Source organism: Bacillus sp. DE0042 (assembly GCF_007680225.1).
Lineage (GTDB): Bacteria > Bacillota > Bacilli > Bacillales > Bacillaceae_G > Bacillus_A > Bacillus_A wiedmannii.
The window spans coordinates 1,499,352-1,523,322 of sequence record NZ_VEJP01000001.1; the positions used below are offsets into that span (position 1 = coordinate 1,499,352).

24 protein-coding genes and 1 tRNA gene are annotated in these 23,971 nt (G+C 36.4%); 10 read left to right on the forward strand and 15 right to left on the reverse strand.

Annotated elements, in window-relative coordinates; genetic code table 11:
• Nucleotides 1-9 precede the first annotated feature (9 nt).
• Nucleotides 10-2,397, reverse strand: coding sequence for a M6 family metalloprotease immune inhibitor InhA1 (inhA1, locus tag FS802_RS07470; RefSeq protein WP_001035922.1), 2,388 nt, complete (start codon nt 2,395-2,397; stop codon nt 10-12).
• A 342-nt stretch (nt 2,398-2,739) separates the two neighbouring features.
• Between inhA1 and FS802_RS07475 the strand changes: the two genes are divergently transcribed.
• Both FS802_RS07475 and FS802_RS07480 read left to right on the forward strand, forming a co-directional pair.
• Nucleotides 2,740-2,874 carry an anti-repressor SinI family protein gene (locus tag FS802_RS07475; RefSeq protein WP_000276217.1) on the forward strand — a complete coding sequence of 45 codons (135 nt, stop codon included), beginning with the start codon at nt 2,740-2,742 and terminating at the stop codon, nt 2,872-2,874.
• 79 nt (nt 2,875-2,953) lie between these two features.
• Nucleotides 2,954-3,277 (forward strand): helix-turn-helix domain-containing protein, encoded by a 324-nt coding sequence (locus FS802_RS07480; protein WP_000578867.1) that lies wholly within the window; start codon nt 2,954-2,956, stop codon nt 3,275-3,277.
• A 75-nt stretch (nt 3,278-3,352) separates the two neighbouring features.
• On the opposite strand, the gene calY is transcribed toward FS802_RS07480, so the two are convergent.
• From calY to FS802_RS07510, 6 genes are all read right to left on the reverse strand, one after another.
• Nucleotides 3,353-3,946: a biofilm matrix protein CalY gene (gene calY / locus FS802_RS07485; RefSeq protein WP_000053717.1), complete on the reverse strand. Its 594-nt coding sequence runs from the start codon at nt 3,944-3,946 to the stop codon at nt 3,353-3,355.
• A 297-nt stretch (nt 3,947-4,243) separates the two neighbouring features.
• Nucleotides 4,244-5,050, reverse strand: coding sequence for a DUF4047 domain-containing protein (locus FS802_RS07490; RefSeq protein ID WP_144524947.1), 807 nt, complete (start codon nt 5,048-5,050; stop codon nt 4,244-4,246).
• A 134-nt stretch (nt 5,051-5,184) separates the two neighbouring features.
• Nucleotides 5,185-5,772, reverse strand: a complete 588-nt coding sequence (locus FS802_RS07495) for a CalY family protein (RefSeq protein ID WP_000172832.1) — start codon at nt 5,770-5,772, stop codon at nt 5,185-5,187.
• Between the two features lie 62 nt (nt 5,773-5,834).
• Complete coding sequence (sipW, locus tag FS802_RS07500; protein ID WP_000767786.1) at nt 5,835-6,404, reverse strand: signal peptidase I SipW; 570 nt, start codon at nt 6,402-6,404, stop codon at nt 5,835-5,837.
• Nucleotides 6,405-6,595: 191 nt separating this feature from the next.
• Nucleotides 6,596-7,882, reverse strand: a complete 1,287-nt coding sequence (locus tag FS802_RS07505) for a D-alanyl-D-alanine carboxypeptidase family protein (protein WP_098653936.1) — start codon at nt 7,880-7,882, stop codon at nt 6,596-6,598.
• 155 nt (nt 7,883-8,037) lie between these two features.
• On the reverse strand, nt 8,038-8,265 hold the full coding sequence (locus FS802_RS07510; protein ID WP_000251865.1) for a hypothetical protein: 228 nt from the start codon (nt 8,263-8,265) through the stop codon (nt 8,038-8,040).
• 285 nt (nt 8,266-8,550) lie between these two features.
• On the opposite strand from FS802_RS07510, the gene FS802_RS07515 reads away from it, so the two are divergent.
• Together FS802_RS07515 and FS802_RS07520 are read left to right on the forward strand one after the other, a co-directional pair.
• On the forward strand, nt 8,551-8,775 hold the full coding sequence (locus FS802_RS07515) for a hypothetical protein (protein WP_000090228.1): 225 nt from the start codon (nt 8,551-8,553) through the stop codon (nt 8,773-8,775).
• Between the two features lie 189 nt (nt 8,776-8,964).
• Nucleotides 8,965-9,037 (forward strand) — tRNA-Val (locus tag FS802_RS07520).
• A 64-nt stretch (nt 9,038-9,101) separates the two neighbouring features.
• On the opposite strand, the gene FS802_RS07525 is transcribed toward FS802_RS07520, so the two are convergent.
• From FS802_RS07525 to FS802_RS07555, 7 genes are all read right to left on the reverse strand, one after another.
• Nucleotides 9,102-9,698 (reverse strand): hypothetical protein, encoded by a 597-nt coding sequence (locus tag FS802_RS07525; protein WP_000723767.1) that lies wholly within the window; start codon nt 9,696-9,698, stop codon nt 9,102-9,104.
• A gap of 157 nt (nt 9,699-9,855) precedes the next feature.
• Nucleotides 9,856-10,401: a hypothetical protein gene (locus FS802_RS07530; RefSeq protein WP_141546008.1), complete on the reverse strand. Its 546-nt coding sequence runs from the start codon at nt 10,399-10,401 to the stop codon at nt 9,856-9,858.
• An 81-nt stretch (nt 10,402-10,482) separates the two neighbouring features.
• Nucleotides 10,483-10,752 carry a hypothetical protein gene (locus tag FS802_RS07535; RefSeq protein WP_098653938.1) on the reverse strand — a complete coding sequence of 90 codons (270 nt, stop codon included), beginning with the start codon at nt 10,750-10,752 and terminating at the stop codon, nt 10,483-10,485.
• Nucleotides 10,753-10,770: 18 nt separating this feature from the next.
• A complete protein-coding gene (locus FS802_RS07540) occupies nt 10,771-11,130 on the reverse strand; it encodes a hypothetical protein (RefSeq protein ID WP_001036553.1) in 360 nt (119 codons plus the stop codon).
• A 125-nt stretch (nt 11,131-11,255) separates the two neighbouring features.
• Nucleotides 11,256-11,438 carry a DUF3976 domain-containing protein gene (locus tag FS802_RS07545; RefSeq protein WP_001178300.1) on the reverse strand — a complete coding sequence of 61 codons (183 nt, stop codon included), beginning with the start codon at nt 11,436-11,438 and terminating at the stop codon, nt 11,256-11,258.
• A 28-nt stretch (nt 11,439-11,466) separates the two neighbouring features.
• Nucleotides 11,467-11,844: a permease gene (locus FS802_RS07550; protein ID WP_070168556.1), complete on the reverse strand. Its 378-nt coding sequence runs from the start codon at nt 11,842-11,844 to the stop codon at nt 11,467-11,469.
• 2 nt (nt 11,845-11,846) lie between these two features.
• Complete coding sequence (locus FS802_RS07555; protein ID WP_000428520.1) at nt 11,847-12,056, reverse strand: helix-turn-helix transcriptional regulator; 210 nt, start codon at nt 12,054-12,056, stop codon at nt 11,847-11,849.
• Between the two features lie 823 nt (nt 12,057-12,879).
• Between FS802_RS07555 and odhA the strand changes: the two genes are divergently transcribed.
• The 6 genes from odhA (at nt 12,880) to FS802_RS07585 (ending at nt 23,371) form a co-directional block, all read left to right on the forward strand.
• Nucleotides 12,880-15,747: a 2-oxoglutarate dehydrogenase E1 component gene (gene odhA, locus FS802_RS07560; protein WP_000197177.1), complete on the forward strand. Its 2,868-nt coding sequence runs from the start codon at nt 12,880-12,882 to the stop codon at nt 15,745-15,747.
• Nucleotides 15,748-15,879: 132 nt separating this feature from the next.
• A complete protein-coding gene (gene odhB, locus FS802_RS07565; protein WP_000569906.1) occupies nt 15,880-17,139 on the forward strand; it encodes a 2-oxoglutarate dehydrogenase complex dihydrolipoyllysine-residue succinyltransferase in 1,260 nt (419 codons plus the stop codon).
• A 125-nt stretch (nt 17,140-17,264) separates the two neighbouring features.
• Entirely contained in the window at nt 17,265-19,184 is a 1,920-nt protein-coding gene (locus tag FS802_RS07570; protein ID WP_144524949.1) for a putative thiazole-containing bacteriocin maturation protein, read from the forward strand.
• Nucleotides 19,181-21,130, forward strand: coding sequence for a TOMM precursor leader peptide-binding protein (locus tag FS802_RS07575; RefSeq protein ID WP_144524951.1), 1,950 nt, complete (start codon nt 19,181-19,183; stop codon nt 21,128-21,130). The genes FS802_RS07570 and FS802_RS07575 overlap by 4 nt, the downstream gene beginning before the upstream one ends.
• A 16-nt stretch (nt 21,131-21,146) precedes the next feature.
• Nucleotides 21,147-22,688, forward strand: coding sequence for a SagB family peptide dehydrogenase (locus FS802_RS07580; protein WP_098720241.1), 1,542 nt, complete (start codon nt 21,147-21,149; stop codon nt 22,686-22,688).
• 92 nt (nt 22,689-22,780) lie between these two features.
• On the forward strand, nt 22,781-23,371 hold the full coding sequence (locus tag FS802_RS07585; protein ID WP_098720242.1) for a class I SAM-dependent methyltransferase: 591 nt from the start codon (nt 22,781-22,783) through the stop codon (nt 23,369-23,371).
• A 29-nt stretch (nt 23,372-23,400) separates the two neighbouring features.
• Here the strand turns inward: FS802_RS07585 and FS802_RS07590 are convergent, their stop codons facing one another.
• A complete protein-coding gene (locus FS802_RS07590; RefSeq protein ID WP_098095516.1) occupies nt 23,401-23,811 on the reverse strand; it encodes a DUF3908 family protein in 411 nt (136 codons plus the stop codon).
• Between the last annotated feature and the right edge of the window lie 160 nt (nt 23,812-23,971).

The window sequence follows — 23,971 nt, forward strand, 5'->3', positions numbered from 1 at the left end:
TTTACTGTATTAACGATATAAACGAACAGCACCTGCAGAATTATCATCAGCTTGTCCTACTACTTCAAACTTCAGGCCAAGATTCGGTAAAATACGTCCTGCATCTGGAATCTGTTTATTAATATACGTTTTCGAATCATCAAACTTCGGTACGCCTGCTAAGCCATTATACGTATACGTTCCGCGCGTTGGAGATACAACTTTCCAAGCTGGCGTTTTATCAAATGAGAACGCCGCATCAGCGATTTGGAATCGTGTACTACTTGCTACTGTTGGTTTACCATTTAAAGTTCCAACAATTGCTTCTGGATGAGAATCAACTACGCCAAGGAAACCATGTCCTGGATGTAAACCAACCCAGTTATCTGTATAAGCTGAGTCTGCATACCATACAACCATACCTGTGTTGTATTCTGGACCGCGAGCATATTTCAATGCGTTATCTGAACCAGCATAGTTTCTCCACTCTACATAATAGTTATGTTTTTTCTTCTCTGTTCCATTAGATACAGCGAATCCATCTAATTTGAACTGCGGTGTACCTTCTGCATCATCAGAGAATACTACTTTACCGTCTACATTTAGTGATGCATTATCAAGTAGGAAACCGTTTAATGCTAAACCACCATCTGTAATGTACTCAAATGTTAATTTTACTTTCTTACCTTTGAATTGGCTTAAATCGTATGATTTGTCAATCCATTTTCCATTTGTTGAATGTGCATTTCCACTATTTGCTTTCTCACCAAGTTTTTCGATTAATGTTTGCTGACCATCTTCTGTTACAGCATGTACTTCAAGGAAATCATACTCTGCTTCAATTTCATACAATGACTTGAAATCAAATTTCGCAGTCGTTGCATTTGTTAAATCGAACAGTGGCGTCTCCATTTTTGTGTGAAGATTGTCACCTTTTGTGCTGTAGTAATACTGCTTACCAAATGCTGGAGCAATTGTTTTTATATCTTTATCTGGCAAGTTAACACGAATCATACCTGGGCGGTTAGATTTCGTAACACTTTGGTCTAAATATGTTGCTAGACCGATACCTTTATTTAATTTCTCGTAATCTACTTCTACGATATTTGCCCAGTTACCACCGATTGTTTTTTGGAAAAACTCTTTATTTTGTGGTGAGAAACTCGTTGGCGTTGTTCCTGCAATGTTACCAGCCCAGCTTCCGCCACTCATAACAGACCAAGCTTGAATTGGTTCACCGTCACCAGTATAGTCTGTATCATACTCATCTGGAAGACCTAAATCATGACCATATTCATGTGCGAATACACCAACTGCGCCATCTTCTGGTTCAATTGTGTAGTCGAATGCTGCGATCTTTCCGCCCCAATATGGAACTTTCGCTTGTGTGCCTTCAATTGGGAATGGTTTTGGTCCAACAGTCCAGCGATGTGACCAAATTGCATCGTCACCTAATTTACCGCCGCCTGCTTCTTGTCCAACACCCGCATGGATAATCATTAAGTGATCGATTAAACCGTCCGGTTGTTTTTGATTTCCATCGCCATTTACATCATATTGATCGAATTGGTCAAACTCTGATAAATCAATACCGCTATCTACAGCTGCTTTTAATGCATCTTTTACTAAATCACGTGGTCCTTTTGGTCCTTTATTATCATGACCTGTCGCACCATCTGCACCGTAATCAGCAGCTTTACCAGGAACTGTTAACCATTTTGTAACTGTTCCGTCTACTGTATAACTACCGCCAGATTGCTCTTCGTAATATTGTTTAAACGTTTCGATTTTGCTACCATCCTCTAATGCGAATGGCTCATTACCGAATAACATTTTTTCATAATGTTCTTTGTTAAAATCGTCAGTATACATATAACCAGGTTCTTTATCAATATTGTTATGTTTAAAGTCAGCGTACTCTACAAGTAAAACGAGTACTTTATCTTTACGAACTTCACCGTTATATTCTTTTCCCTTTGCTGGAGAAGTTGGTACTTTACCATTTAGACCACCCTTAACTGGGCCTGTCGCTGCAGGTGTTCCTGTTGCTGGTTTGTCTAACTTTTCTTTCGTATCAGCTTTCGCATCTTTCACTTTCTTTAAAAAGTCAGATGCTTCTTTCGTAAGTGGGTCCCCATTTGATACTTCTTTCCCAGGATTTTCACCCTTTTTGTTCTCTACGTATTTTTCGACGGCTTTCTTTGTTTCTGTCTCTGAAGCCTTCGAATCAATTACCCCACGGTTTTTTAGCGCATTTGCTAAACGTTCTTCTGGAATTAAATGATCATCGACTGGGCTCGTAGCTGTCTTATTCACAGGTGTTTCAGCATATGCAGACTGGCCACCCGCTCCGAATGAAAGACCTAACACAGCTGTCAAAGCGATTGATGACAAAACTTTGAACGGTTTCTTGTTCATCCCTTATTTCCTCCCCTAATAAAAAATATGTATTACAAATTGAATTTTATTAAAAATTCAATATTTTTTCAATATTTAGTTATATTATGTAATTTTTTTAACATATTTGTAAAAATTCCATAGTTAGCATACGAATATATCACAATTCAACAATGTTTTCTGAAAATATTGAAAATATTTGTCAGAAACTTTATAATCGCCATAGAGGGAATTTAATGGGGATTTTATCTTTGTTTTATCTACAAAATATTTGATAATTCACTATATAAAACACAAAATGCGATTGCATTATCATATATTCTGTAGCAGCAGTTATGACCGATAATTAGGGAGGAATTACATTTGTACAAAGATAAGACTGACGCACTGGACCAAGAATGGATTGATTTAATACTTGAAGCTCTAGACGCTGGTATCGCCCTGCAAGATATCGAACATTTTTTCCAACGTATGAAGCCATCCAGTCAGGCTCAATAGGCTTGTTCTTTTTAACGAAGTTTATGTTATAATAATGACATCATAAGACGACTACATATTGATAGAAAGGTGCGCAAATATGATTGGAGAACGTATAAAACGCCTTCGCTTACAAAAAGGTATTTCATTAACTGAACTTGCCGAAAAAGCTGGTGTTGCTAAATCTTACATTAGTTCTATAGAACGTAATTTACAAAAAAACCCTTCCATTCAATTTCTTGAAAAAATCGCAGCAGTTCTACAAATTCCAGTTGATACTCTACTTCATGATGAAACAGCAAAGGAAAATCACTTAGACTCCGAATGGACACAACTCGTTAAAGATGCGATGAGCTCCGGCGTCTCCAAAGAACAATTTCGTGAATTTCTTGAATTTACCAAATGGAAGCACGATCAAAAATAATAAATAGAAAGAAGTGCTTACAACCAGCACTTCTTTTTTCTTTATAAAAAAAAGCGGGGAGTCCCCGCTTTTTTATTATCTTTCAGTGCCTTCTTCTTGGTTAGCATTGAATGTCCATTCTAAATTCAATGAATCACCTTGGAAAATATTTTGGTCTTGTCCATTATCTACGAATTCAAACTGTACCCATAAATAATCCTCTGTACCAGCTTCTAATCCACCCTTTTCTCCCCACTCAGGAGCAAAGATGTCTTTAGCTAAAAGATCTGGATCAGTTTTTTGTAAGTCTGCTAAAGTTGTTTCATATACAGGCTCACTTTGTTTATCCCAGTTCCAAAGGAATTTCACTTTAACGTGCTTACCAAAGTCTTCACCAGCATTATCGCCTTTTGCATCTTTCACAGTATACTTTGTTGCTAGTTTAACGTCTTTAATTGTTAATGAACCGCTATTCTTTAATAAGAATTCTTTCTTAACAGAATCCCCTGGTTTTAAATCTTTAATATCTACAAGCGTTTTAGGGTCTAATGTAAGATCTAACGTCCCAGCTGCAAATGTATTATTTGATACTTCTTTATCGCTAAAGAATGCAAACGTTCCTCCACCAATTAAAGATAACCCCAATGCTGCTGATGCAACTCCCATACCTAATTTCTTTTTCAGACTCACAATCAATTCCCCCTAGCTGTTTTTTATATTTTTGTCTCTTATTTTTTAATAAGAGATATAAAGAAAACTATATTAGCTTAGCTAATGTTCGTTCTCTTTTAAAAACCTTATGTTCATTATAACGAACATCACTCTATAAATACAACAAATATTTATTAGTATTTTCAATTATTTTTATTTCTCAATATTATTTTGTTTTTTCTGAATTTTTATGTTTATACTTTAAGAAATACAATAAGTGCGAGGGCAAATACTCCCTCACACTCATATACATCATTTTTTATATCGGTCGTCAGTTTATTCTGATGATTTCTCATTATGATCTGTGGTAGTAGCCTTTTCATGAGTTCCTTGCTCAAGTTTTTTAGCTGTCTCTACTTGTTTCTGCTCTTCTACTTTCTTCTGCTCTTCTACCTTCTTCTGTTCTTCTACTTTCTTCTGCTCTTCTACTTTCTTCTCCTCTTCTACTTTCTTCTGCTCTTCTACTTTCTTCTGCTCTTCTACTTTCTTCTGCTCTTCTACTTTCTTCTCCTCTTCTGCCTTCATTTGAACTTCCGCCTCTATCGCATCATTTAATTGTTGGTGAAGAATCTGAATTTGTTCATCAATCGCTTGCAAACTAACTTCTTTCGCAATATAATCGTGCTTCTCTTTTATACTATGAAAACCTTCATTCACATATACGGCCACTTGTTGAATCGATTCACTTTTATTCACTTTTAATTCTTCTTGTATTTGATTATAAGGAGCTTCTATTGCAGTATATACATTTTGCAACGCTTCCTCCTCAGAAGCAATTTTCTCACGTCCTTGTTGCCACACTACAATTGCCTGTTCAATTTCTTCTATAGAAGTTACTGCCAACTTCCCCTTCATTTCTCCATACTGATGCTCAATAAACTGTTTATGTTGCTCAGCTTCCTCTTTTAACGTATCAACTGTTTTTGGAAATATAATTGCTGTAGAAAGAGCGGCTTCCACTTTCGTTTCATGAATAAATGCAGCTTCTGTATACGTCATTATTTGAGAGCCTAAATAAAACGTAATGGAGCATATACAAGGCAATATAAGCATCTTTTTTAATTTGCAAGGTTTTTTCAGCATCTTAATCTCTCCCATCGAACAAAATGTTCTCTATACAGAACATTAACTTTATTATAATAAAGAACGATACAAAATGATAGCTATATACTAGAAAAATAGAAAAAGGACTATCCATTTGATAGCCCTTTTTAATATTATTTTGCTTCACCTTCTGTTTGTTGTGCATCAAACGTCCAAGTTAAATTTAGTTTATCGCCTTGGAATTCATTTTGGTCTTTTTTATTATCAACAAACTCGAATTTCACTGTGAATTTATCAGACTTACCTGCAGAAATACCTTTTTCATCCCAGAACCAAGCAGCTAAATCATTATCTACCGCTGTAAGTGTGTCACCCTTCAATTTATCTAGCGTTGTTTCTTTTACGATTGTTTCATGCTTGTCTACATTTTTTAAGAATGTTACTTTAATATGTTTACCAAAATCATCTTTATTGTCGCCCTTCGTATCTTCTACCTTATAATCTGTTTTCAATAGAACCTTTTTAATATCTAAAGATCCTTTATTTTCTAGTTTAAAATCTCTTTTAATTGTATCGCCAGGCTTTAAATTCGATACATTAACAACTGTTGATGGATTTAATGCTAAATCCAGTGTACCAGCCGCAAATGTATTGTTTGACACTTCTTTATCACTGAAAAATGCAAATGTTCCTCCGCCAACTAATGCAGCTCCTAATACAGCTGATGCGATACCCATTCCTAATTTTTTCTTTAAAGTCATGTCCATATCCCCTTAATCTATATATTTGTTAACTTCCTAAACGGAAAGTATAACCAAACGAACTAGACGGATTGTTCTACTTTTTTCTCTTTCTTTTCTCCGTCAATGCTACGAATCGCACCAAAAATAGAAATCGCGGAATAGCCTAATAAAAAGACTCCTGGAATAATAAGAAGCAATGCAGCTCCAGCCTTTGAACTAGCATAATTTAATGCATATCCTGCATAAGGAACTGTAATATCTGCATATTTCCCAATTACATTCTCCGCACGTACTGGTTCTAAATCAGGACCGTTGTTGTTATCACCTTTTGTTTCATACATTACTTTTCCATTTGTATCTTTCACACCGATAATACGGTGAGTGATAATTTTTTCATCTTTCTCTTTAAAGGTAATAACATCACCTTTTTGATATTTAGAACCATCTTTCGTCGGTTCTATCGCAATGATTGATCCTGTTAAAAATGTCGGTTCCATTGATCCTGATAGCACTGATTTAAATTGATATCCCATCACTGTTGGATCTCCGCCACTCGCTTTTGACGAAATAACTACAAAAGCTAAAAAAACCATTAATGCAAATAAAACAAATGAGATAACGTTGCTAATCGCTTTCCAAATTAATTTCATCGTCTCTCTCCCTCTCCGTTGTTTTATATTATTTGGAGTATATAATACTCAACTTGTTCTCTAACAAGAACACAACTAAATAATATAACGAACGATAAATAAATGCAATAAGAAAATTTACAATTATTAGTTATTTTATATATACAAAAAAGACTGTGACAAAGTCTCTTCACAGTCTTTTTACTAGTAATTTATTTTTCTTCTGATTTCATTCCTGTTGTATTTCGGCGTAGCACTACAAATAAAATGGCTCCAAATAGTACAGCGGCACCTATCCCAATGCTTATTATTTTCACATTTGATTCATTTACTTCAGGCGTATCCGTATCTTTTTTAGGCATCGCAAAAGTAACATCTTCTTTTGAAAGAACATTTATCGTCGCAATTGTTTGATTATTTTTCGTGATGTCAACTGCACCAACTACCTCACCACGATGAATTCCTTTATGGTACAAAGAATCTTTATCTAATGAAGCCGCACGGAAAATCGTCCTCACATTTTTACCTTCATCTTTCTTAAGCATAAGCTCTGCACTTTTTTCAAGCTCGCTATCAATATCTTTATTTAAATACGTTGCCTTTTGATGCCAGCTATGTTTATCTAATACAGTTTGCTTCACAAATTGACCGAAAGAATAGTCCGCCATCTGCTTCAAATCTTCATAAATTTCAGGTCTTTGGGAAGCCATTACTACATTTATAATGCGATTGCCATCCTTCTCATTTAATAGAACGAGTGTATTACGCGCTTCATTTGTAAAACCCGTCTTCCCGCCAATGCTATATGGATTTTCAAAATAAGTAGACTTATTAAAAATAGACACCGTCTGTCTAGATGTCGTAACTGTCGTTCTTTTCGTATTCATCGCTTGCAAAATTTCAGGATATTTTTGCACACCTCTCGTAATCATAGCCATATCATACGGCGTCGTATAATGGTTTGGATCATGCAATCCATTTGGCGTTACAAAGTGACTATCTGTAGCCCCTAATTGCTTTGCTTTCTCATTCATCATATGAGCGAAATTCTCAACATTTCCGCCAATACGCTCCGCAATCGCGTAAGACACATCATTTGCACTCAGCACCATTAAAATCATAAGCGCAGTATTTCTATTAATCGTCTCACCAGGTTGAAATTCAATTTGATAATTACTCTTCTCTTGATCTAATGCTAATTGTGAAAACGTAAATTGATCCTCTGGCTTCGTATGCTCCATAAGTAAAATCGCTGTTAACACTTTCGTCATACTAGCCGGAAATGCACGATGATGTGCGTTTTTGTTATACAAAACATCTCCAGTTTTCCCATCAATCGTAGCTGCAAACTGACTAAAAACATTTGGTCCTTCCGCAGGTGGTGGTGCCACTTGTTCTGGATTCACTCCAACATTCGTCTCAGCACGTAACGTCATAGGTGTCAAAAAAAATAAACAAATAACGGTAACAAAAGCCAAAATTTTCTTAAAGTTTACCATATGACTCTCCCTTTTCACTATACTCTCACAGCTTAAAAACTGAATCTACCAATCTATATGTAAATTGTATTAAATTGGAAGAATATTCACTGTTTTTTACTATATCATACTTTTACGATAAAGAACATAAATATACAATAAAAAATAAGAAGGAATTACTCTTTCTTATCCTTCTCATCAATCAATGAATCTATTAAATTTTGACTAGCTTCCTCGGGTGTAATCTCATCTGTCATCCCCATAAACGACCAGCCTTTAGAATCGACCCACTCAACAAACTCTTGTAAAAACTCATCATGTGTAACATCCACATCAAGAATTGAGCCATTAATCGAAATCGTTCTATTTCTAGATACACGCATCTTGAACGTTTTCCTTACCATTACAATAATTCTCCCTCTACTCTTGAATAATTATAAAATAATCTTGTATCTCTGTTATACATGATTTTAAGTAAATTGTAAAAAGGATATATTGGCCAATTTGCATATTGAAGCTGAAAATCTATCATCCTGCAAAAACATGAAACGATATGTAATTGATCATAAATGACTAAATAAATCCACATAAAAACAAAACAACTTACATTTTATGACACCAAATACAAATGACTTTCGTACAATAGAATGGTATATACTAGAAGAAACCTTAACATGAGGAGGAACTCTATGGCGCGTTGTACATATTGTAAAACGAAGTGGACAATAAAAGATGTATGGTCGATACTCGTGACATTTGAAAAAGATTGTCCGTATTGTTTTGGGAAGCAGTATCTATCAAAGAAAACATTGAACGCTATGCCAGAACTTATTAGCTTACCTTTACACTTCTTATTCCCTTTTCTTGTTGATTTAAGTGATGAAGGTCCTTTAGATTGGTATCGAAAAAAATAATATAACCACTTTATTCGAACTCACTTTTCATTACATTATCTTCTTATGTATTCCTTAATACACGACTAGCGCCATTCCAACTACTTTCCCTTCAAAAATATAATATAAAAATATTGAAAAATTTCAGTTAATTATATATAATTGCTTTAGCATAACGATTAAAGATGCTATTACATACGCATTTTTGAAGGTCCCGTAGCTCAGCAGGGAGAGCGCCACCTTGACAGGGTGGAGGTCGTGAGTTCGAGCCTCTCCGGGGTCATAACAAAAAGAGAAACCATATCAACCTTCTACGTGATATGGTTTCTCTTTTTTATCTAAGCTAATCACTTCCCGCCAAACATCTTCTCCAAAGACTTCGCATTAGCAAACAATACTTCTTTCAAGTTATCATCTGCAACGATTTTATAGTCGCCATCTTTGTTTTTCTTTAAGTTCAATGTAACTTCGCGAGTTACCATTGCTGCATCTTTATCTGCTAAGTTTTTGACGATAGTTGATGTCATTGTTTTTTCGATTGCTTTTTCAGATTGCTCTTTGTCTTCGCTAAAAGCGCTAGCGAAGGCCATTGGCATAACTTCTCCCACTGCTTTTGTTACAGCAACGGATAGATCTGCAGATGTAATTTTCACTTTCACTTCTGCTTTGTCATCTTTTTTCGATACTTCTTCTGGCTTTTCAAATTTAAAGTTTTTCGTAATTGCACTCAGCATTGCTTTTGCCTCAGCATCATCTGTTTTTTCATTTAGTTTATTAAATTCCTTGTCACTCTCAACAAATGTACGAGCCTTTTCAACATCACCTTTTTGTATCGCTGTTAAAAATTCTTCTGTCGTATCTTTCGGATTTGCACATCCTGCTAAAACTCCTACTGTTAATCCTATTACCATCATTAACAGCAATAATTTTTGTATCTTTTTCACGTTCATTCTCCTCTTATCTTTTCTAGTAAGTCATCACTATATAATAGTATGAAACTGACATTACAAACATTTTTGAGTATAGCATTTATATGATTCATTTTCTATTCATTCCCAAAAGATAAAGAGCCTTGCAGCATTCCTACAAGGCCCTCTTCTATCAATCCGTATCCGTAGCACAAACTAACCACATTTTCTGCTCCTTACTATCTAACACCATCCAAGTAAAATCCCACGCAACATCGTAAAACCAATCTGTCCAAGGGCGATAGCTTTCGAACACTTTAATATCTTCGTATCGATCTTGGAACATATATTGACATACATTGACTGCTAATTGCTTTGCGCTAACTGGTCGCTCCTTAAACCCTTCATATGCGCCGCCCCACAAAATTTGAGCGGCAATGCTACCATCAAGCATGACTGCCAGCTGCTCTTTAAAATAAAACTTATATTTTTCTGACGTATGTATTTTTAACTCTTCTAAGCTATGTATTATATCTAAAGAGTTAACGATTCTTCTAAAGAAGTGTTCATGTCCCTCTTTCGAATGTGGTATTTCTTTGAAAAAATTTTCGTTATGTACTTTAAAACAGCTTATAACCGCTCCACCAATTACGTTTTGTTCCTTAAACGTGTTTATAAGTTGCTCAACAGATGAGTCATTCGTTTCTATTTTTTCAAACGTCCCCTCTTTCCATCTCATAACGCTCACTACTCTCTATTAAAAATTTGTTTCTTCATTATAAATAGCAAAATAAAAACCAGCAACTCTAAGGTTGCTGGCTTATCTATTATTCATATTCGAAAAAACAATAACAATTGCTCCAAGTACATAATGCCCTGCTACCATCCACATACTCCGATCAAAGATCATAAGCGATAACCAAAGCGATATATTAATAGCAGCAAATAATACATATAAAATGACGTCTCTCTTTTGTAGCGCCTCTCTATTCATCAAAATATAAATTGCACCGATTGGCGGAAGGATGTAGCAAAGGAAAAAAACAAACATTTTTCTTAACGACCATGGATATGAAGTTACTGTCTGCATATGAGTCTCCTTTTCACTTTATAGTACATGTAACATCGGTCTTACTACTCTATATTCGTCACTATCATGCTCCTTTATGATTAAAGGTGAGTGAGGATTTTTTTCTTCTTCTATCATTGTGAATACTTCTGTTTTTTCTTGTAATGTGTTGGATTCACTGTTTTTAGTAGGTTTTTTACTTATTTCGATTTTCTTCGTTACTTCTCCGAGCCTTTGCCCGACTTCTTCAGCTTTAGCAGGTTCATTCGTAACGTAGTATTCCTGGCCCTCCCATACTAACATAGGTGGCACTGGTTCTCGTTTGTTACATATTATATAAGTAATACTAGCTATAAGTAGTAGGCATGTTAATAAAAAGAAGATAGTTTTTTTGTTCATATAGTATGCTCCCTATCTATCATTTTATTAAATTATATAATATCCATTATATGTAGTAAATGGATATCTTGGGAATTTTCTGATTTTATACCAAAAAGAAAAACCTTACTCAAGTAAGGTTCATTCTATAGTGACTGATTTATTAAAACGATCATTACGATGATCGCTATAAACATAACGACTAAACAGCCGATCATTTTATAAAAGCCTCTTTTCGTTAACGTCCCACCTTGAACGTCTTTCCGAATAAATAAGAATACGGCTAAAAATAATACAAGTCCAATGCCAAAAGCATACATCATTTGCATATGTTAATCTTCCTTTCTCTCTTCCATCTTAATATCTTTTCGATAAAACAACAAATGAGATAAAAACTGTACTCATCGTAAGTGCCATTAGTATATTCAATAATTCAGTAGCAGATAGTGTAAGTATTTTTAAGTTTAAACCGATAGAAAAAAGAAGGTAATATGCCGTTAGCGCAAAAAAGCTGAAGAACATTCCTTTATAACGAATGAGTTTCATTCGCTCATCTTTTTCTTTAAATTGCGGATGTAAGTAACTTAGGCAGAAACTCATAATCATCATCCCAAGCAATGGATAAGTTATTTCTGGTGGTGCAGAATGCGTCATTATACCTGTTAATATCATAAATCCACTCATGAATAGAAAAATAATTCCCATGATTACAAAGTACTTTTGTGAATAATTCATCCCTATTCCCCCTCTTCTTTTCCTTCATAAATAAATACATGTTCTATCGTTGTCTGAAATGTTTTTGCTATTTCAAATGCTAACGGAAGTGATGGATCGTATTTTCCCTTTTCAATTGAAATGATGGTTTGTCTGGAAACTCCAAGTTTCTCAGCCAATTTTTCTTGAGATAGTCCAAAATTTTTTCGGTATTCGACCATTTTATTTTCCAAGGAAATTTCTCCCTCCTCCCTTATATCGAGTATAAATGTAAAGCAAACTTTACGTCAAGTTTCCTTTACATTTATTTTGTTTATTTTTCGTTCTATTTATATAGAAGAAACTTTTTCATTTTCAGCACGTCTATTTTGAAATGAAACATGGAACACTGTAATGAACCGTTACTATATCTCCTCCTCTCTATTTTTAAAATTTAATATCTCCCTATTTGTTTTATCCTTTTAAAATATTTCATTCATCTCTTTATTCCACGAAATGCGTTATTGGTTTTACGGTGTTTTTCGTCATATTTATAGAAACTAACTGTTTATGAAGCATTTTTTATGTTTAGCAACTTTTTTTGTAGAAATCCTTCACTTTCCTTTCAATATTTAACACTATCTAAATAAAGTTTACGATAAATTCATAATTTTTTATTTTTTATACTATATTCCGTTATATTGTTGTATAATATCAATGAAAGCGCTTATTATTTCAATATACATAATTCGAACTCATTTTTATCAAAACATTCTAATTATTATACTTATATTTACATGCAACAATTTTAGTTATTCGTGTAGGTATACCAAATATATCCACCCCATTTTTCTGTAAAATTACTTTATAACATGAAAGATTAACTTGGGTGATAAGTTATTGTGAATGTTTTTTTACAAAACAGATAAGTAATAGTGTTTGGTATTATGTAAATTATTGTAATAACATAAGAGTAAAGAAAACATTTACATTGATTATTGATTCATCAATTATTGAAAAGAGCAAAATGCACCTTTTGTAAGGAAAAGGATTATATGCATTGGGAGGTTTAAACAAATGACGAGGAAGAATACAACGACAAACCCTTGGACCAAGTTCCATGGTCCGAACCTTGGTTATGTTATTGAGCAGTATGATCTTTACGTAACTGGAGCAGGTTCTGTTGATCCGGAATTACAAGAGCTTTTTGAAATTTTTGGAGCTCCTTCGTTTCAAGATGATGTCGTAACAGGGGACAACACAGCAACACATTTTTCTCCTCAAAACACAGGGAACATTGAAAAAATTCTTAAAGTCGTTCAGCTTGTTGAACAAATTCGTTCATTCGGGCATACGTTGGCTCACATCAATCCGATGGAAGATGCTGCTAATGGACAATCTCTTCTTGAGAAAGCAATGAACGAACTGAGCGATGCTGACTTGAAAGCGATTCCAGCAAAAACAGTATGGCAAGATGCACCAGAAGGTATTCACACTGCACTTGATGTAATTCATAGATTAAAAGACGTTTATACAAAATCTTTAGCTTATGAATTTTCTCATATACAAGATAGTGAAGAACGCGCGTGGTTGCATCAAATGGTGGAATCAAATTCATTGCGTCAACCACTATCAAATAAAAAACGAACTGCTCTTTTAAAACGTTTAACAGCTGTTGAAGGTTTCGAGCAATTCTTGCATAAAACATTCGTTGGGCAAAAGCGTTTCTCTATCGAGGGCGTTGATATGCTTGTACCTGTTCTAGATGAAATTGTTCTAGAAGGTGCAAAGGGCGGCGTAGAAGATGTCATGATTGGTATGGCTCACCGCGGTCGTCTAAGCGTACTTGCACACGTATTAGAAAAACCATATAGTCACATGTTTGCTGAGTTCAAACATGCAAAAATAGAAGGCGCAGTGGCAAATTCTGGCTGGACTGGCGACGTGAAATACCATTTAGGTAGAGAACAAGTCGTTAGTAACGAAGAAGTTAGCACTCGCGTTACATTAGCAAATAACCCAAGTCACCTTGAGTTCGTTAACCCTGTTGTAGAAGGTTTTGCACGTGCGGCTCAAGAGAATCGTAAAAAATCTGGTCTTCCAGAACAAGATACTTCAAAATCATTCGTAATTTTAGTTCATGGTGATGCTGCATTCCCTGGTCAAGGTATTGTATCTGAAACGTTGAACTTAAGCAGATTGAACGCGTACCAAACAGGCGGAACAATTCATGTTATCGCAAACAATGCAGTTGGTTTTACGACTGATAGCTATGATTCTCGTTCTACGAAATATTCAAGTGACCTTGCAAAAGGTTTCGATATTCCGATTGTTCACGTGAACGCTGATGATCCAGAAGCTTGTCTTGCTGCTGCTAACCTTGCGATTCAATATCGTACATTGTTCAAAAAAGACTTCTTAATCGATTTAATTGGTTACCGCCGCTACGGTCATAACGAAATGGATGACCCAGCAGTTACGCAACCACAAGTGTACAAAAAGATTAAAAATCACCCAACTGTAAGAGCGATTTATGCAGATCAATTACAAGCTGCTGGTGTTCTAAATGCAGATGAGGTTGAAACAATGACTCAGTTTATACAAGAGCAATTAAAATCTGACTATGCACAAGTACCGCCAGCTGATACGAGCGCTGCAACAATTCACGTTAAAGTGCCAGATGTTGTTGCAAAAGGCATTCAGCCAATTGATACTGGTGTTGAGATTGACTCACTTCGTGCAATTAATGAAGGTCTACTATCTTGGCCAGAAGGCTTTAACGTATATCCGAAAGTGAAGAAAATTCTTGAACGCCGTAAAGACGCTCTTGAAGAGAACGGTAAAATTGAATGGGCACTTGCTGAGTCATTAGCATTCGCTTCTATTTTACAAGAAGGTACGCCAATTCGTTTAACTGGTCAAGATTCACAGCGTGGTACATTCGCGCACCGTCATATCGTATTACACGATACTGATACAAATGAAACATATTCACCATTACATCGCTTACCAAACATTAATGCATCCTTCTCTGTTCATAACAGTCCGTTATCAGAAGCTGCTGTTGTTGGTTACGAGTATGGTTATAACGTATTCGCTCCAGAAACTCTTGTTATGTGGGAAGCGCAATATGGTGACTTCTCAAATACTGCGCAAGCATTATTTGATCAATATGTTTCAGCAGGAAGAGCAAAATGGGGTCAAAAATCTGGTTTAGTTCTTCTATTACCGCACGGTTATGAAGGTCAAGGACCAGAGCATTCTAGTGCACGTCCAGAGCGATTCTTACAGTTAGCTGCTGAGAATAACTGGACAGTTGCAAACTTAACGAGCGCGGCACAATACTTCCATATTTTACGTCGTCAAGCATCTATCTTAGGAACAGAAGCTGTTCGACCATTAGTATTGATGACGCCAAAGAGTTTATTACGTCACCCACTTACGCTTTCAACTGCTAGTCAGTTAAGCGAAGGACGTTTCCAACCTGCTCTAGAACAAGAAAACCTTGGTACAAAACCAACTAAAGTAAAACGTCTTGTTTTAAGCACAGGTAAAATGGCGATTGACTTAGCAGCAGAAATTGAGTCTGGTAAACATGAGTATAACTTAGATGAAGTTCATGTCGTTCGTATTGAGCAGCTGTACCCATTCCCTGCTGAGAAAGTTCAATCTATTATTAAACGCTTTAAAAACTTAGAAGAAATTATTTGGGTTCAAGAAGAACCTCGTAATATGGGTGCATGGCATTACATGGCTCCAATTCTGTTCGAACTTGCTGGAGATAAAGTGAAAACAGGTTACATTGGACGCCCAGATCGCTCTAGCCCATCTGGTGGCGATCCATTCGCTCACAAAGCTGAGCAAGAACTAATTGTTGCACACGCTTTAGATGTAAAGTATAACTTCCGTCAAGATAAACAAGAAATTGAAGTTTTCAGCAACTGAAAGTAACAATGAAGGTTTCTAGCTTGCTCCCCGGACAGATATTTTGCCCGGGGGCAGGCTAACAAATGGAGATTACCGAAGACAAAAGAAGAAAAAACACACCGTTAGGCAAATAAGGGGAGGACATTTAAAATGATCGAAATTAAAGTACCTGAGCTTGCAGAATCTATTACTGAAGGAACTATCTCACAATGGCTTATCAACGTAGGCGACAAAGTTGAGAAAGGTGGCAGCGTTGTTGAGCTTGAAACTGATAAAGTCAATGTAGAAATCATTGCAGAAGATTCAGGTATTGTATCGAAGTTACTAGGCGAACCTGGGGATACAGTTGAAGTTGGTGCAACTATCGCAATTTTAGATGCAAACGGAGCACCAGTTGCAGTAAGTACACCTGCACCGGCTGCTGAACAGCCAAAACAAGAAACAACTGAAGCACCGAAAGCTGCGGCACCAAATGCTGAGCAAACTACAACTTTACAAGGTTTACCGAATACGAACCGTCCTATCGCATCACCAGCTGCTAGAAAAATGGCTCGTGAATTAGGTATCGACTTAAACGACGTACGTAGCACAGATCCACTTGGACGTGTGAGACCACACGATGTACAAGCTCATGCTGCCGCACCAAAAGAAGCACCAGCTGCTCCAAAAAGTCCAGCTCCTGCTCCAGTTGCAAAAACGGAATTCGAAAAACCAGTTGAGCGCGTGAAAATGTCCCGCCGCCGTCAAACAATTGCAAAACGCCTTGTAGAAGTTCAACAAACATCTGCAATGTTAACAACATTTAACGAAGTTGATATGACTGCAATCATGGAATTACGTAAAGAGCGTAAAGATGCTTTCGAGAAAAAACATGATGTACGTCTTGGTTTCATGTCATTCTTCACAAAAGCAGTTGTTGCAGCATTAAAACAATTCCCATTATTAAATGCTGAAATTCAAGGCGACGAGCTTATCATTAAAAAATTCTATGATATCGGTATTGCAGTAGCAGCTCCAGATGGATTAGTTGTTCCAGTTGTACGCGATGCTAACCAATTAAACTTCGCTGAAATCGAAAGTGAAATTCGTAATTTAGGTATGAAAGCACGTGACAACAAACTTTCATTAAAAGAACTACAAGGTGGTACATTCACAATTACAAACGGGGGTGTGTTCGGTTCTCTAATGTCAACACCGATCCTAAACAGCCCACAAGTTGGTATTTTAGGAATGCACAAAATCCAAGTACGTCCAGTTGCAATTGATGCAGAACGTATGGAAAACCGTCCAATGATGTACATCGCTTTATCTTACGATCACCGTATTGTTGATGGTAAAGAAGCAGTTAGCTTCCTTGTTGCTGTTAAAGATATGCTTGAAGATCCAAAATCATTATTATTAGAAGGTTGATAGATTAATAATCTATTAAAGGCTGTAGAATAAATTATTCTACAGCCTTTTTTTATTGCATTCATACGGGACAAATTTCATAACATAAGCTAATAATGTATGCCTAAAACGTAAGGAGGATTAAAATGAATAACCTTCCAATTGATGCAAAACTTAAAGCAAATAAGGATACTTTTTTCCTCCCCGACTCAAACGGGGGTGTCTATTTTCGAAATAATGCCAGTTCATTTCGTATGGACGGTGATGGAATTTACAACTGGATTGAAAAATTAATGCCAATGTTTAACGGGAATTATTCTTTAGCAGAAATAACCGATGGTCTCCCTCTCCCCTATCAAAATCGTGTATTTGAAATTGGAGAGATTTTATATGAAAATGGTTTCGTTCGGGATGTAAGTCAGGATGCACCTCATGAATTAAATAGCGCATTACTTGATAGATACGCTTCACAAATTGAATTTTTAGAAGCTGATTCTCATTCAGGCGCTCTAAAATTCGAAACGTATCGCGCGGCAAACGTCCTTATAATTGGTTCTGGAGATATGCTTACTTCCTTAGTTTCTTCTTTATTAGAATCAGGATTACCTACCTTTCATTACCTTGTTACAGATTATGAGGAAACAAATTACGATCGCATTCATGAGCTAATAGAACTTGCACATGAAGTGGATGATCATGTCCTTGTTCAGGAAATAGATACGACAATTGATCGTCCCCTGCATGAAGTTTTCGAGCCTTTCGACTGGATTTTGTATGTTTCTCAAAATGGAGATATTGAAGGCCTAAGAGCAGTTCACACGATTTGTAGAGAAGTAGGAAAGAACTTCATACCTGCCGTCTGTTTATCAGCACTTGGTATAGCCGGCCCTATCGTAACAGCTAATCGTGAAGAATGCTGGGAATCCGTATGGCATCGGCTACATGAAACAACTTTACAAAATGAACATTCATCAGCATCATTTTCACCACTTCCATCTGCAATGTTAGCAAATATAATCGTATTTGAATTACTTAAGTATGTCGCTGATGATTCTTACCGAGAAAAAGAACCACAATTCTTTTTATTAAATTACGAAACACTCGAAGGAGCATGGCATCCTTTTATAAAACATCCTCTCGTAACTGATGAAAGTTTTACAATTGATACGATAGAAAATCTTTCTGAACAACTTGAGCATCGATCCAACCAACATACCTCAACTGATTTATTCCGCTTTTTCGACTCATTAACTTCTAAAGAAGCTGGTTTATTCCATGTATGGGATGAACAAGATTCATATCAATTACCGTTATCACAATGCCATATTCAAGTAGCTACTCCACTATCAGATGGTCCTGCTTCCCTCCTGCCTCTTATGACTTGTGGTGGTTTAACTCATAATGAAGCGCGCCGAGAAGCTGGTTTAACAGGAATTGAAACATATGTAGCGGAAATTATGCACCGCCTTATTCCTGAACATAATGATATCGGTATTGGCGCTGGAGAAACGATGACAGAAGGTGTATACCGGGCGCTACAACAACATTTAAATAATAAATTGTATGAGCGGCAGTCACATATGCTGGAAGAAATTACGACGATTGATTTAACTGAAATTCATGATAAACATTGTAGATTTTATTACGATGCTCTCTCTACAATTCATGAAACACCTAAAATAGCAGTAAGCGAAGAGATTCTCAGCTTCCCTGTCGTTTGGGTCGGTATAAATGATCGCTGGTACGGTGCATCTAATATTAATATGACGTTAGCCTTACGAAACGCACTACAACTATCACTTCTTCATATTCAAAATGAAGAGACTCCTTACAGAGCTAATATCTTGCCTGAATCCTCTATTATTTTATATGACACGGATTCTTTTAGAGTGGAAATACAAGCGGAAGAAGAAGTTCCAGGTGTGCAATCTGTGCAGCTTGCCTTGCAACATTTAGAAGAACATAATTTTTATCCATTCGTGTTTGATTTAGCCATTGAATCATTTTTGAAAGAAAACTTAGATGGTGTGTACGGTGTATTAATTGCAAAGGAGGACAGTCTATGACTCAAAATATATTGCTTATAGGAGATGGCCTTCTGGCAAACTATGTACATGATCAACTATGCAATCAATATTCTATCATTCGCCAACATAGCCTTACAGAAGAACTCCCTGAAAATATTCATCTCGCTCTCGTATTACATGATGGCTCTCCTTCTGCTATTCATCATGATGCCGAGCTAATTTATCGGTCGAATCATATTCCATGGTTACGCGGGTTTACTTCATTTGGTGAAGGTGTTATCGGTCCTTACATTCATCCCCCTGCAACTGGTTGTTCCCACTGCTCTGATGGGCGCCGGTTTATCGCTGGCTTTGATCAACAAGAAATGTGGGAACTACAGCGGAAATATGCATTAAAGACAGATAATGTAACGAGGCGTGATGTACGTGCCACCCAAAATGGCATGTTACAAATGTGCCATCTTATTCGTGCAGAAACAGAGAAAATATTAACTCATAACCATTCCTCTTTAGAAAATGAACTCATTTTACTAAACTTACAAACACTGCAATGTACGCGGCATTCTTTTCTTCCAGATCCGCTCTGCCCTGTATGTAGCAATTTGCCTGATGATACGGCAGATGCAGCAACGATTTCATTACAACCGAGCTTAAAAACAAGTGATGCAACGTATCGCTGTCGTTCCATTCATGAACTAAACACATTTTTAACGAGAGATTATTTAGATTATCGGGTCGGTATGTTGAACGGAAAAATGCAGCATTCTTTATTACCATTTGCTGACGTTATTATAAACATGCCATTAATGTTTGGAAATGAAGGTGTTGCAGGCCGAACTCATTCATTTGCAATGAGTGAAGCAACTGCTATTTTAGAAGGTTTAGAACGATATTGTGGTATGTCACCTCGAGGAAAAAAGACGAATGTACACGGCAGTTTTCGTGAGTTAGAGGATCATGCACTGAATCCCCTCTCTCTCGGTGTACATACAAATGAACATTATAATCGTGATAGTTTTCCGTTTAAGCCATTTGATCCTGACTACGAACAAAACTGGGTATGGGGATATTCTTTATTACAAAACCGGCCGATTTTAGTTCCTGAATCAATTGCTTATTATAGCCTCGGTCATCGAGATGCTTTCGTGTATGAAACATCAAATGGATGTGCAATTGGTGGTAGTTTAGAAGAAGCAATTTTTCATGGCATTTTAGAAATTGTAGAGCGTGACGCCTTTTTGCTCACTTGGTATGCCGAATTACCTCTCCCCCGCCTTGATCTTAGTTCAGCAAATGATACAGAATTACAATTAATGATTCAGCGGCTGTACACGATTACTGGGTATGAGTTACATGCTTTTAACGCAACGATGGAACACGGTACCCCAAGCTTATGGGTAATTGCGAAAAATACGCGTGAAAATGGAATGAACGTTGTTTGTGCGGGAGGCTCTCATTTAGACCCTGTCCGCGCTTTAAAGAGTGCCATCCATGAAATAGCAGGCATGTTACTAATAGCAGACGATGAACTCGAACAAAAAAGAGAGCATTACGAAAACTGCTTACACGATCCTTATCTCGTTAATAAAATGGAAGACCATAGTATGCTGTACGGATTGAAAGAAGCAGAAGAACGTCTTCATTTTCTTTTACGTGACGATGCACCGATGCAATCGTTCCAAGAAATGAACGGGTTACAATCATTTAACCTTGATTTAACATCCGATCTTCATCAACTTTTAAACCGTCTGCAGCAATCTGGACTTGACGTAATCGTTGTAGATCAAACAGTACCTCTTATAGAAAAAAACGGATTACATTGTGTAAAAGTCATTATTCCAGGTATGCTACCGATGACGTTCGGTCACCATCTCACTCGGATTACAGGGCTGGATAGAGTGTATACCGTACCGATGACGCTTGGATATAGCGCTGAGCCCTTAACGAATGAACAATTAAATCCACATCCGCATCCGTTTCCATAGTAAAGGAGGGGATTTTATGCAGCTGGATACTTTTTTACATCATCTCCATTTTTCTATCGATGAAATTATGCCGAATCATGAAGTGGACTGGGAAGATGCACCGCTTCCTTATAAATTATATCGAAATGTACCTATCATTCCTCTCTCTTTAGAAATCCCATTATCTTTACCTAATGCTTCTACTAAACTTACTTTGAAGGAAATTGGTCATTACCTTTGGTGCTCATTTGGTTTAACCCAATTATGTCGGCTAAATAGCGAGAAAATTTTATTCCGAAGATCTATCCCTTCAGGCGGCGCTTTATATCCAAATGAATTGTATATATATTTAAAGATTGACGATTATCCAGACGGCATTTACCATTACGATGCCGCGCATCACCGGCTTGTTTTACTTCGCGACGGTAATTTCGATTCTTATCTTTCGGAAGCACTTGGCAATCGTTGTAACATACAGTCTTGTTTTGGTGCTGCATTCGTATCTACTATGTTTTGGAAAAACTTCTTTAAATACAATAACTTTTCGTATCGTCTTCAAGGATTAGATAGTGGTGTTCTCATCGGTCAATTACTTGAATGTGCCAAACAATTCGGTTACACAAATGGCGTATATTTTCAGTTTCTAGACCGTGCAATCAATCATTTACTCGGACTATCAGAAAGCGAAGAAAGTGTGTATGCTGTTGTTCCTTTAAGTACAGAACCGCAAACTAATTGGTTTCACACTGATCACCGTGAAAATAAAACAGTAACTTCTCATGAGTTATTGCAGCAAATTCCGCCATTAGCACATGAGCATTTCGTTCAATCAAAGCAAGTAGATAAACATCCTATGATAACCAAAATAAATGAATCTTCTATGATTGAATCGACAGCACACTTCCAAACACTACATCATGAAGAGCACTATCAACATCATGCGCATGCTGTACAGCTACCGAAAGTAGAACGGTTATCGTATGATTTCTTACAACTTTGTAAAGAACGGTATTCTCCTGATGCTGACTTTACTTTAACGAAATGGGATGCAGCCGAGCTCGCTACTTTACTACAAGAAGCGAGCCTCGCCTTTCCTTATTACAACGACCTTGACGGTCAGTATGTAAATGAAAATGCGCGTGTCTCCTTATATGGATGTTTTTATAACGTAAAAGATATAGAGAACGGCGCTTATTCTTATAACAGTAAAACGCATTCCATACAACCACTTCGATATGGAGACCTTCGTTATCCCCTTCAATCTAGTATGACGATGGATAACGTGAATCTTTTTCAAGTACCGCTTTGCCTACATGTAGTCGGAAAGAAAAATTACTATACAAGTGCATTAGGCTATAGAGGATACCGTATTCACCAAATGGAAGCAGGTATCCTCGTTCATAAACTTGTTTTTGCTGCGACCGCGATGGGGATGGGCGGGCATCCTTTACTTAGTTTTGATACAAATTCATGTGACCAATTGTACGGGATAGATGCTGGAAATGAAACATCACTTATTCAAATTCCTGTTGGGGCGTATCGGGCGCGGAATTGGTTAAAAGGAGAGTTGCGTAATTAGAAGTACGCCGGTAGACGGCGTGCTTTTTTTAAAGGACTTAATTTATAAAAAGCGAAATGAGTATATATTCTTACATAAAAGGAGAGTTTGACTTGAGCATTTTACAACGATTAATTCAGCAAGCAAAAAATCCTCGCGGGACAATTGGTTCTTCCATGCTTTGTATTATGAACAGTGCACATACAAGACTAACAAATTGGGCATTACAGAAAGTACATATAAAGACAGATGCAATCATATTAGATATCGGTTGTGGCGGCGGTAAAACGATACACACTCTTTCAAAACGAACTCCACTTGGGAAAATATATGGTATTGATTACTCCAATCAAGCTGTAAAAAATTCTATACAGACGAATATAAAAAATGTTCAAAAACAAAAAGTCATTGTTCAACAAGCAAGCGTTTCTTCTATTCCCTATCATACAAACTTCTTCGATCTCATTACTGCTTTTCAAACACACTACTTTTGGCCTGATGTGGAACAAGATATAAAAGAAGGATTTCGCGTCCTACAACCGAACGGATCTTTTTTATTAGTGGCTGAAACTTTCAAAGTTCAATATCATATGAAGAAATGTAAAACGAATGAAGAATTAATAAACCTATTTTATAAGACAGGATTTACAAATGTGAAATGTTATGAAGAAAGAGGATGCCTTTGTGTAATAGGAATTAAGTAAAAAGCAGACCCTTTGAGGCCTGCTTTTTATTAGATTAATTTAAAGATACTCTTAATTTGTCTTGCAAATAACCAATTTTTCGTACCGTAGTTATCATTTAAACTATCTAAATTAATAGATTGTCCGTTAGCAAACTTTAATTCTAACGTTGTATTTTTGTCATTTGTTTTTAAGTTGCTATGTGTAATTGCTTCATACTTTAATTTTTCGATTTCAACATATTCATCTTTTTCTTGCCCAATCACGACATGATCTTGGAAGAAGAACAATACTTCTACTTTCTTACCGAAACAAAATACATTTTTCGTATAAATTAATGTCGCATTATCAAGTCCGACGCATACTTCTTTCATCTCTTCCACAACGTGTCCAAAGTCTTCTTCTTGTCTTGCGTTTGATTCCGCAATCCATTCTTCGATTGTTTTCATATTAATTGCCATACTGTGCCCCCTGGTTCGTTCAATGCTTTATTAAAAAATAAATACTATATGAAAATATAAGCGATAAGCACTATGTTTTCAAGGGCGAACGGTATATTCGAAATAAAGTGAAACTTTAATTAGTGGGGGTTTTCTTCATCCCCCACTGATTATTAGTTGA